The sequence below is a fragment of the Shewanella sp. 3_MG-2023 genome, assembly GCF_030548765.1.
GTDB lineage: Bacteria > Pseudomonadota > Gammaproteobacteria > Enterobacterales > Shewanellaceae > Shewanella.
Genome location: NZ_JAUOSH010000043.1, coordinates 22126 through 34167 on the forward strand (window position 1 = coordinate 22126; position 12042 = coordinate 34167).

The following is a 12042-nucleotide window of genomic DNA, read 5'->3' on the forward strand; positions in this document are numbered from 1 at the left end:
ACCATCTGCAAAGGCTACGGCCTTTAATACAATATTTTAGACGCCGCTGATAAGACCTTATCAGGCGTACCAAAAAACTTCTGCGCCCCCTCTTCATCCAGCAGTAAACACAGATCTGATGTTGCCACCATGGCCTTCTCATTGCTGGTATAGATCACTGTGCATTTCTTTAAATAGCTAGAAAAAAGCGAAGTTAAATAATGGCTATTTTCTTTTTCTGAGCCGACAAATGGCTCATCAATAATAAGAAATTTTTGCTGACAACTACCAATACCAATCATCAGCTTTATTTTTCTTAAAATACCATCTGGTAAGCTTTTGATTAATCCGCTGGTGATCAGTGTTGACTTACCTTCTGGCAAGTATTTTTCTAAATGAAAAAAGCTGATCATTTTATCGATATGGTCTTCATCAACATAGCCATTATAAAGCCGATAATTAGCCAGAATTGACCCTTGGTATAAATGAAAGTCAAAGGGGATATAGCAGATGCTATTTCTATATTTGAAGCTATTAAACTGGGTAATATTATAATTATCTAGCGTGATTTGACCTTGAAAACGGGTTTCAATCCCCCCTAAAAGGTTCATTAACGTGGTTTTACCTACCCCAGAAGGCGCACAAACTGACACTTTCTGGCCTTTGCCAACACGAAAAGATAAGTTAGTTAACCCTTTTGAAAGCCCCGTATAACGATGGGTTAGCCCGGTGACTTCTAACTGTCCCTGAAATTGATTTAATGGCGAGCTTTTCTCCATTTTATTGCGGTCATCATCTAGTGACATTAGCGCATTAATTTGCCCCGTTGAAGCTTTAATAGTATCTATTTTGGCTAAGGAATTATAAATCCCCATAATTGGCGTTAGTGCCTTCCACACTAAAATGATAATCGCCAACATAGCACCTGCATCTGTCGTGCCTTCCATCACGCCTGACACCGCGGTGACAATACTGGTGATGCCGATAATTTGAATCAAACTACCACCCATACTCTGCACTTTGCTGTTAGTGGTACTAACTTGGTGTGAATCGCTTAATCGTTGTATTAACGCTGAATTAAAACGTGATTTTAATACCGAAATTAATGGTAACCCTTGAATTGAGGAGGTATTGGATAATATTTCATTCCACTGATAAGAAACCATCGCATTGGCTCTAGAACTTTGAGAAGCCGATTTTGAATAGATGTAGCGGCCATACACACAAAAGCCCACCATGACTAAAATACCAGATATTACGGTTATCGCCGCGGTGCCAGACATGATGACTATGGCAATGATAAAAATAAAGATAAAAGGTAAATCAAAGTAGCTTAAGCTTGATTCAGCTGTCACTAACTGCCTAAATTGGTCAATATCTTTGAGTCTGGCTAACTGTGAAGATGTACCAGCACTTGATGTCATCGCATAGGGCAGCCACAGCAGTTTAGACAAAACACTGTAAGAAATATAACAAGAGAGCTCTTTGCCTGAGGTTGCTAGAATTTCCATACGCTGCTTTTTCAAAATATATTCGAAACAAGCGACCATCACAGCCCCTGCTGAAAGCCACAATAAGGTAGAAATCGAGCCTGCACTTAAGGCAAAATTATATACACTCATAATAAAAAAAGGCTGCAGGGCGCCCAACAAGTTGATCCCTAAACTCAGTTTAATGAGATCTTTAAATTCTGCGTTATATCGATAAAACGAATATTTAATCCAATTCTTTTTATCTTGAGACTCTGGCGGCGGCTCTCGAAATAACCGAGAGTAACTTGATATGTAACAAATCGATGCGACAAACTCGCCGCTGGGATCAAACACATATTCGAAAATATTGTCATTTTCATAATCATATAAGAAGCAGGTTTTATCGTTATAACTGAGTAAAATATAATTTTGATGTTTTAGCGAAATAAAGGCCGGACATGTGACCTCGTGTAATTGATCTTTTGTTTTTATATCAATGCTTAGACACTCATAGCCAACTCTGGTTAATGTGGCTTTAAATGCGCTAAGGTGGTTGTCATGATGAATAAAGACATCGGATAAAATACTGGGGGTCCCTTCCCACTCTAATGCAATCAACGCATAGGCTATGCCATTTAATAATGGCGTTTGTTCAAAGCGCTGCTGATACTCACCATGCTTAAAGTGCTCTAGTCTTTCGTTAAGCTCATCAAATGCTATTAAAGTATCCATTTTTTAACCCAATGTAATCGTTTCAACCAGGGTGTCAGTATTGGTGATTTTATTACTCACTATGACAAAGGAGTATTTTCCGGTGCGGGGCCTCAAACAAGAGAGCAAATTAATGGCCACTTCTTTATCGTAAACAAGATCAAAATCATCAATAATAATAACCAACTTGTTATTTAATAGTGCTCTTACAATAAGTAATAAAAAAGAAACCTGACGAGAAAATACTTTACTATTACCGCTACTGAGCTCAGTAAAAAAACCGAGTTTGAGTTGGTCGATATCTTCTTTTATTGATAAAGCTTCACAAAGAGAATATGCCGCCTTATGTAATTGCGGCCTAAAACAAGTGATATTATCTATGATAGTCCCTTCAATAAAACTGCTGTTTTTATCTATAGTTACAACAAGGTTAGCATCGATATTCTCTTCTTGAGATTTTTGTACAATGCGCTCAATTAACCGGGTTTTACCACTACCCGACTTGCCTTTTAGTAGGGTTATTTTTCCCTTAGTAAAAGAGATTTCTCGATTATTAAAAATTATCTTGGGGATCCTACTGTTGTAGGCTAATAACGCTTCGTTAGCTTTATCACTGGCCAACACACTTGAACCAGAGCTAGTGTTAGGCTCTTGCCCGGCAGCAGACTCAGGCGAGGTGCAAGCCGCTTTATTGGTATTTTCCATCAGCAACATTTCATTCAAGCGATCAATATAAATTTTATTGATTTTCCATTGTCCCATAGTTCTCATCGCTTGCTGATACGGGCCAAAATAGCGGTTAGTTAATAAAATAATAGCCGCCATCACCCCTTGGCTCATTTCTGTTGCGATCACGCTAAGGGCACCATTAATTACCACTACCGCCACTGAAAGCTGCTGCACCAAAGAAAGAATTAAGGCAAAATTTGATTCCTGTCTTTCAAATTTAGTACTGAAATGCTCTCGTTGTTCGATCATGTTATTCATCAAGTTTTCAACTCGGTATTCCATGGTGCGACTTTTAATATCCAGTGGATATGACACAATCTCGATTATTTTAGAGTTTGTAATCCCCTCAATAGTCGACTTGGTTTCTAATAACTGCACTTTTTTACTTGTTGAAAAATAGGCAATAATAAATAGAAATAATGACGCTACACTGATGATAATACCGGTATTCAGATTAATGACCGCCAGTACGACTATGGTCACAATACAAGTAAATATATTGATAAAAGATGACACTAAGTCGCCACTAAAATAGGATTTTAAGCTGGGGATCGTATTGAGTCGTTCTAAGTATTCACCGACTTCAAGCTTTTTAAAACGGGTGATATTGGCATGACATACCGCCTGAAACAGTTGATTGGTGATTTTTCTTTCAAACTTATTACCAATATCAGCAATAAGGGTTTCTTCTAATGCTTTCACTTTGTAATCTAAAATTATCGCTATTAAAATAATTGAATAGATAAAATACAAAGTGGAAGTTGCTTGATTTGGCAGTACCCGGTCAAAGATAATCAAAATTGCAAATGGTAGCACCAACCCAAGTAAGGTCGTCAGAATACTTGAAGTGAATAGAAAAACTAAGTCGATTATCGACAGTTTAGGAATATAGGATAATTTATTCATCAGCTTCCTTTTTCAACTTTTCAAGCACTTCCAAATCAAAATTATTCTGTATCGGCACCATACTATTTGATAATGCACTAAGAATATTAAGGTCAACTGGGCCGAGTAAGGCGTCAAACTTAGTCATATTGATGATGTAATCATATTGATTAGAATAAAAATCACGAATACTGTTGTATAAATTTGACTCTGAAGAAAGTAAATCCGTTAATGTTTTAGTTCCGATTTTATAAGCTTTTTGCGTTCCTTTATAAACTGAGTAGTTCGATATAATAATTTTCCGCAACAAATTAATTGATGTGACATTGTCATTAATTTGATAAATCAACTCATCAAATTCAACTCCTGCGTCATCAATTGATTGCCTATGGTTAGCGATACTCTGGAATATTTTATTCTTATTTTTTTGATATTCATAATAAGTGGAGCCACCACTCATTATGGGAACATTTATATTTAAAGAGTAGCTGATATCATCGTTATAGGTTTCAACATTATTATTGCTATCATTGACACTATAATTTGCCGACGCTGAAATGGTGGGGTAAAAGCCTGATTTGGTTTTATCCAATGTGGTTTCTGATTTTTTGATATTGTATTGTGAAATAATAATGTCATAGTTTTTATGGGCTAAGTTTTTTTTAAGCTTACTTTTGCTTCTTGATGGGATCTGTTGATAGTGCTGATTTAATTGGATATCAAACTTAGGTTCGAGCTTTGTTTGGGTTGTAGAATTGAGCTTGATTAGAGAAATCCTGATGTCTTTTTCAATGCTTGCCAAGCTTTTTGCATTTTGCTCCTTCTTAGCATAGGCCTCATAAACATCTGTTTTGGCCACATTACCCAGCTCATTGTTTCTACTAATTTGCTCTAGGCGTGCTTGAGATGACTTTAGCTCCGCTTTGGTGGCTTTATGCTGCGCTTTGAATTTTAAATAAGAGAAATAATTTTCAACCACCTTGATGATAATATCATTGAGAATTTTATTATGTTTTATTTCATTTATTTGTAACTCTAACTTGCTCAAGTCGTAGTCATATACGATAGAGTAATCCAGTAATACCTGTGACAAGGATAAACTGTAACCATTACTGTTATAGTCATTATCGGTACGACTGCCATCATCAGGGTTAGGGTAGGTGGTTTTAGATTCATTCCAAGTGGAATTTGCCTGAATATTCACGGTTGGTAAGAAAGGCGAAGTCCCTTTTTGTAGATCATATTCTGAAGACACTAATTCAAACTCAGAACTGATAATCTGATAATTATTCCTCAATGCCTGATCAATTAACAAAGATAGCTCTGATGCCCTTGTAGAAGCAGCATTAACAACACACAACAGTATTAAAGCGAATTTAATAATCTTCATTTATTCGCCTTATTAATTGCTAGATACTTTCTTAATACATTAAAAATCTCATCTTTTTTATAGGGCTTATGGATGACATAATCCATGCCCGCACTGATACATTTTTGATGTTCATCGTTACTGGTTAAAGCGGTCGCACCGATGATGACCCTGTCAGGCAGATTATTTTCATTGTCACTCTGTCTGATCCTTGATGTCGCCTCTAAACCATCAAGATTAGGCATAATACAATCCATAAACACCGTTTTATAATCGCCCACTTTGACTGACTCAATGGCTTCTTTACCATCATTAGCCGTATCACAATCAAAACCTAAATCAGTGAGTATTTTCTTCAAGATAAATTGCTGCAACCTATCATCTTCAACGATTAATATTTTTTCTGATTTTTCATCTACCGCTGCGTCTTCGTCTTTATTTATATGCTCAACAATATGGGCGATAAAATCACTGGGTGGACAAGGGTGATAAAAGACATGATCAACATGTTCGTAGAGCTTCTCATCGATATTTGAGGATGATAACGACAAGAATATTTTGATCACTTTCTTATTCAGCCTCGCCTTTAATATTTTACAAAATGACTGTAAATTTACCCCCTGAATAGTATTGGTTAAGATGATGCCATCTTGGGGTGAAAGCTCCTTTATAGATTGAAATAATTCATTGCCGGTGCGGGCAATAATCACTTTAGCCCCTTGATCTGTTAGCATTTGTTCAATCACATCAACTTGCATATAAGATGCACCACAAATTAGCAGCGTTCTGCCGTAGAGCTGGTTATTTTCAGTCTGATAATCAACAGGGGTGACATCAAAAGAGATCCGCACTCTTGATATGTCATCAATATTTTTTTGAATGACATGATATTTTTTTATTTGATTGAGTAATGTTTTAACCAATGCCTTGTTGGTTATGTCTTTTTTAGGTACGACACCCCAAGCTAAATTTTCGATATGCTCCATGGAGGGTATATCTTGATCATAGAGGTATAGATCAATATTAATCTGTAACTTCTCAACCCTTGTTGCCGAGCTGCAACTTAAAGAAAACAGTACGTTACGACAGTTGGAACTGGAGATTGTTTCGGAAATTTGCATCAGCAAAAGCCAAAATAAACCAGTATGATGACCATAAAAGGATAAGGGAATAGTATTTGCGACGTAACATTCTATAAGTTTATTTTGTTGCTTAGATTTTGTTGATAGTAGTACTACTAATTCACTAATTAAATTGTAAAAATCGACCAACTTTGTGCTAGAAGATGACTCTACTGTTGAAAGTAAATTAAAATTTTCAGCAAGGTTTTCTAATGTTCTGGTCGCAGTGGTGATCTCTTTGGCCTGTAAAACCTCTTGAACATTCTCTTTATTGACCAGTAGATCAATGCCCCCGTGTATGGTGTTAGTTATGCCTCTAATTTCATAACCTAATAAGTTATACAGCCTTTGGTATAAGTCAGTTTTACTCATTTGCTGCTCTAACTTTTCAAAACTAAACAGCAGCATGGAGTAGATTTTTTTTTCATCTGAGCTTGAGTCAATATCTGATAAGCGATGCTTTAGAGAACTATGATTGAGGGTTTTAACGTCACCTAAAATATGATGAAACGACTTCGATAATCTGCTCTTTTCTTTTACTGTGTATCGAATTTGCTTCCTTATCAGGTACCAGCCAAACACAAAAAAACCAAATATGGCGGTATTGATGGCAAAAAATATCGCCATTTGGGATTGTGAATTTTGCTTTATATCAGCTGCTAATTTTTGATTTAGGTTAGCTGAAATATCACTAACTTCTGCTAAACTTCCTTCGATATCAAGTTTTAATGTATTGATATCTTTATGATCATTATACTTTTTTACATATAAGTTAACGTAGTCAAACTTTAACAGACCAGCAAGGGATATAAGTTTTTTTTCAGTAGATGCGATAGAAATGAAAGACTGTACGTCTTTAGCAATTTGCTGCGTCAAAACAGAAATTTGAGCCTTATTACATGGTGAGCGCCCTACTTCGCATAAGGAGAGGGTGGCATTTAATATTTCAAGTTGATCGACGATATTGTTTGAGGTGTTAATGAGTGCATCTTGATTAGCCGTGACGGCAGGCTTCTGACCAGAAACGGTATTTTTTAGTGAATAAACCACCTGGCCGAGAGTTAATATCAGCACAATAGCAAAAGCAATTTTAATTTTTAGCGCATTATTATTATATTTTACATTCATGTTTAACGCTCATTAAACGACTCTTCTAACGCAGCCATTATAGGTTTAAGAGCATAATCAATAATTTTTCTACTGCCTGTTTTTACATCTGCAGTAAATTCCATATATGGTGCTAAGTGGTACTTAACCCCTTTATTTTCTAGATAATTTTTATTGATTGTGAGTTCGGCTAGAAAAAATTCTTCTTCTTTTTCTTCGTATGATCCTCTCGAGATAGATGAAATCACCGCATCGATAACACCGTATTTAGCAAAATTATAGGCATCAAGCTTTAGTTTTACTTTTTGGCCTTTAACGATAAAACCTATGTCTTTGCGGGCTATTTTTATCTCAGCTCGTAAAGCATTATTTAACGGCGTGATATCAGCAATGCTATCCCCTGGCGATATAATGGCAGAGATATAATTATAATTAAGCTTATCTACTGTACCGTCTACCGGTGAATAAACAAACAAGCGATCCACTTTATCTGAAATCGATGGCAGCATTTTTGACTTTATTGAAAGCTCTTTGTCTAGCGCAACAACCTTGGTTCGATATTCGCTATCCCTAATAAACTTGGTGTTTTCCAGTTGCTTGGTGAGACGAGTTAATAAAAAACCTTCATTAACTACTGACTCCTCTAAATTTTCAATTTCACGCAGCATATTCATTTCTTGCACTTGCATATTAAGCACGTCGGTATATGACGCCATTTCTTCTTTATACAATTGCTCTTTTATGGCGAGTTGCTTTTTAATTATGTTTAACTGGGCTGTAGAAGAAAGTATTCGCTGTTTCATAGAGTCGATGATCACCGTTTTATGGGCAATATCATGCTCCATTAAATCATCACTGGTTACATTTTTGCTATTCTCTTCTCGCCATTGCTCTTGCTGTATTTTGAGCGTTTGTGGATAGTCTTTAAAGGCTGAAAAGTCGGGTTCTTGTTGGGATATTAAAGATTCGTATTTTATTAGCTCTATCCTAAGCTGATTGATTTCAAAAAGATTAACAGCAAGATCACCAAGCTTATCTTTTGATCTTAATTGTGCAATTTTTTGGCCTTTGTAAACAATATCGCCAGGGGCGACATAGAGTTTTTCAAGTATCCCTCCTTCTAAGTGTTGCACTTTTTCGATATCTGAGTTTAGAAGTATTTCCCCTCTTGTGGCCACAGTAATTTCAAGCTCTGCTTGTGAGCCCCATATCAATAAAATAAAGAAAAAGACAAATGCAACCGAGGAAACTTTTTGTGAACTATTACTGCTGTTTTTAGCTATTAATACGCTAGAGCTATCAGAATGAACACTGTTAATAGACTCCTCGATGATGTCTTCAAAGTTTTGCTCAAGATTATCTTTACCTTTCATTTATCTCCATCACTACCTTGTTATGTCAATGAAATAAATTTTTTTAAACGGAAAGGCTAACCTGCTCAGCAATTTTTGATAGGTGTTGCTGTATTACATCTATTTGCTGCCTGCTTGGCATTTCGCCCTTTTTACTTATCCCCTCGGCCTCCCTAATCAATGGAACAGCATCTTCTTCGCACAAGTTAGACAAAGAACCTGATAAGGTATGAAAAACATGAAAAAGTGCCTCTGTATCCTGAGTACTATAATGCGCCTCAATGGTTGTTGCGGCATCAGCATTGCACTCTAAATACAAACCTAATAGCTCTTTTACGCACTCTGTATCACCATCAAACATGTCACTTAACGCTGTTATATTTATCATATTTAAAACTCATTTTGACTTGGTTAACACCACCTAAATTGACGACTTAGGTATTGTGTAATTACGATTTAATAATCCCTAATAATAACTTTAGTTTAAAATCCAGATATCTCTATAAAAAACATATATTTTATAAAGATACCTGCACTTTAACGTCTTATCACTGTAAATATTTAATCGTGGTTTATATTGAATCAGCCAATGTCGTTGAGTCATCCTCTGTTGTTGTATGAGCGCTATCATCAAAGCTGGCGCTGTCATCCATAACGTCAATACCGAGATCGGTGTTATCACCTGAAGTCCAATCACCTGCATTACTATCATCAGAGCCTGTGATTAATTGTTGCGTATCAGCACTTGAGCCATCCATTTCATAAGAGGAATTAACGTCAATGGTAATAGACGTTGCTGCTCCATCAATTGGTTGATCCATGCTATTAACACCACTCATGTCCATATTAATATCACCGCTAAAGTTTTCTGGTATTTCTAGCTTGACTGGTTGACATAAGTCCCCAGCAATTAAGTATTCACTGTCTCCTTGCTCTATACCTGACTGAGGCGAAACACCTTCTGGTAAACCAGAAATAATCACATGGTCGACTTCACTGTTTGAGCTGATATCTGTTGGTATGAATACATTTACACTGCCACCAGGTGCTGCTGTATAGTCATAATCTTCAGATTCATTCCCTACTGCAGAGCCAAGGGTTATTGAGCTATCGACTGTATCTGTGCCATTACTGACACTGTAAGTTAAGTCTAAAGAACCTTGTGAATCAGTATCTTGCTCAACACTATAGCTACCATCAAGTAAATCGATAACGACTGCATTTTCTGCCTGCACGTTTGAAACAGTTAAATTATCACCTTCTATACCTTCTACATTTTCAAGTAACTCATCAACAGTTACGATTGTTGCAGCTGGCGCTTCGATACTTGCCTCGGCAATATTATCTACTGCTGCCTCTGTGTTTATTGCCGATATTTCAAAATCAACCGAATGAGATGTGCCGTCATCTACGGTAAAATCGACAGTGACCGGTCCTTGATAATCAGGATCTGACCAGAATGTCCATGTCTCATTATCGTTGTCTATCAATACTCCTTCTTCACCTGAATAACTCACGCTTTCAACATTGACAGCCTCTGAATCTAAACCTTGAGATTCCAATAAATCGCTGGCCTCTAAAAGTACGTAACCATCATCATTCATGGCAAATGCTTCTTCATGTGGCACATCGTTCAATAATGGACTGTCATCCTCTACTGAACTTTCATCGCCAACATCTAAAGTAACTGAAGATACTGTGACAAAGAAATTACCGTTGTAGTCTTCTGGTGGCGTCATTGATAAGTCTTCAAGATTCCATTGGGTTATATCAACAACCTGCCCTTCTTCAGTGATAGTCATGGTATTGGTGCCATCACTCACTACGAAGCCTACTGGGTAGCCTGTCATCACAAGACTTTCCATTGTTTCTGATGCATCAAGCATTTCAACATTAAGTGAGAAATGACCCGTGCTATCTTCAGCAAAAACAAGTGGCCCTTCATGAGCTGTGGTAATAACAGTACCGTCAGCTACAGGTCGAATATAAATAGGTAAATCGACCGTTGCTTCACTATTTCCATCTGTTGCGACGATCTGCAAACCTGCGGTACCAGCAAAATCACCTGTCGGGCTAAAGGTCCAGGTTCCATCACCATTGTCAGTAATACTGCCGTCAGCCTCCTCACCATCTGCGGTAACCACTTTCGAAATGGATAGTGAGCTGTCAACATCACCGAATAAGGCTAATAAATCAGCTTCGCTAAAGGTTATGTCGCCATCTTCTTGAATAGTCAGATGCGCATTACCATTTTGGAATGGTGAATCATCCACTGGGATGATATCCATTGCCAATTCACCTTCAACTTCCTCTCCAGTCTCATCAGAAATGGTATAACTTAATTCTATTAAGCCATTGAAGTGCTCAGGAGTAATGAGGTTATAAGTACCATCCTGATTCTGTGTTAGTGATGAGTTGGCAGGTTGACGAACCGATAGATTATCTAACGTCAGATTATCACCATCGATATCACTTGCCTGTGAAAGGATATAGTTAGGGTCAATGGTTATGCTGACGTCTTCAGTACCCTCTAGATTGATAGTAGGTGCTGTCGGTAAATCATTAATTGGATTTACTGTTAAATCCATTGCGGCAGAAACAGTTGCTTCACCATCTGAAACATCAAATGTCAGCCCTAAATCGCCGTTGTAATCTGGATCTGGTGTAATGGAGAATGTGCCATTACCGTTATCAACCACACTGCCATTACCATTAACAGCTAAATTACTAGCAGTTAACTCATCACCATCGATGTCACTGGCATTAGCCAGTAACTGCTCTTGCGTGACCGTAATAACACCATCTTCATCCATAGTGTAAGCGACATTGCCATCAACTACAGGTGCGTCATTAACCGCCAGTGTAGTAATGCCTGCGGTGGTTTCAGCAGTCGCGCCGTCATCATCGATGATGGTGACATCAAGACTGATTTCGCCGTTGAAGTTCTCATTGGGCGAGAAGGTCACTGAGCCATCTTGGTTTTGAACCAGGATACCGTCGGTACCAGAATATGACACTGAGTCTAGGCTGACGGTGCCATCCACATCGCTTGAGTTCGCTAATAGCTGCTCAGCGCTAATGGTGATTTGGCCGTCTTCGTTGACTGTGTAACTTGTGCTGCCCGCTACCGGTGCATCGTTGACATCCGTAACCGCAATGTCGATGTTAGCTGGTGTGGTTACCGTGCCATCGCTGACGCCGAAATCGAGCTGTAAATCACCATTGAAGTTTTCATTTGGTGCAAAGCTATGGGTGCCATCACCGTTGTCGGTAAGCACACCGTCAGTGCCGCTGTACGTCACCGTATCAACAGATAG

7 protein-coding genes are annotated in these 12042 nt (G+C 37.7%); all 7 read right to left on the reverse strand.

Annotated features, from left to right (window positions below):
- Positions 1-23: 23 nt before the first annotated feature.
- A complete protein-coding gene (locus Q4591_RS18325; protein ID WP_102438353.1) occupies positions 24-2183 on the reverse strand; it encodes an ATP-binding cassette domain-containing protein in 2160 nt (719 codons plus the stop codon).
- Between the two features lie 3 nt (positions 2184-2186).
- A complete protein-coding gene (locus Q4591_RS18330) occupies positions 2187-3797 on the reverse strand; it encodes an ABC transporter transmembrane domain-containing protein (protein ID WP_198589346.1) in 1611 nt (536 codons plus the stop codon).
- Positions 3790-5166, reverse strand: a complete 1377-nt coding sequence (locus tag Q4591_RS18335) for a TolC family protein (RefSeq protein ID WP_102438349.1) — start codon at positions 5164-5166, stop codon at positions 3790-3792. Before Q4591_RS18335 ends, Q4591_RS18330 begins: the two co-directional genes overlap by 8 nt.
- A complete protein-coding gene (locus Q4591_RS18340; RefSeq protein WP_102476885.1) occupies positions 5163-7394 on the reverse strand; it encodes a response regulator in 2232 nt (743 codons plus the stop codon). Before Q4591_RS18340 ends, Q4591_RS18335 begins: the two co-directional genes overlap by 4 nt.
- 2 nt (positions 7395-7396) lie before the next feature.
- Positions 7397-8746: an HlyD family type I secretion periplasmic adaptor subunit gene (locus tag Q4591_RS18345; RefSeq protein ID WP_102438345.1), complete on the reverse strand. Its 1350-nt coding sequence runs from the start codon at positions 8744-8746 to the stop codon at positions 7397-7399.
- Between the two features lie 43 nt (positions 8747-8789).
- Positions 8790-9113, reverse strand: a complete 324-nt coding sequence (locus Q4591_RS18350; protein ID WP_102438343.1) for an Hpt domain-containing protein — start codon at positions 9111-9113, stop codon at positions 8790-8792.
- 184 nt (positions 9114-9297) lie between these two features.
- The coding region (locus Q4591_RS18355; protein ID WP_303462344.1) for a tandem-95 repeat protein at positions 9298-12042 on the reverse strand (2745 nt) is incomplete at its 5' end.

Excerpts from the sequence above, each read along its gene's own strand:
- Q4591_RS18325 (WP_102438353.1), bottom strand. The coding sequence starts at position 2,183 with ATGGATACTTTAATAGCATTTGATGAGCTTAACGAAAGACTAGAGCAC.
- Q4591_RS18330 (WP_198589346.1), bottom strand. The coding sequence starts at position 3,797 with ATGAATAAATTATCCTATATTCCTAAACTGTCGATAATCGACTTAGTT.
- Q4591_RS18335 (WP_102438349.1), bottom strand. The coding sequence starts at position 5,166 with ATGAAGATTATTAAATTCGCTTTAATACTGTTGTGTGTTGTTAATGCT.
- Q4591_RS18340 (WP_102476885.1), bottom strand. The coding sequence starts at position 7,394 with ATGAATGTAAAATATAATAATAATGCGCTAAAAATTAAAATTGCTTTT.
- Q4591_RS18345 (WP_102438345.1), bottom strand. The coding sequence starts at position 8,746 with ATGAAAGGTAAAGATAATCTTGAGCAAAACTTTGAAGACATCATCGAG.
- Q4591_RS18350 (WP_102438343.1), bottom strand. The coding sequence starts at position 9,113 with ATGATAAATATAACAGCGTTAAGTGACATGTTTGATGGTGATACAGAG.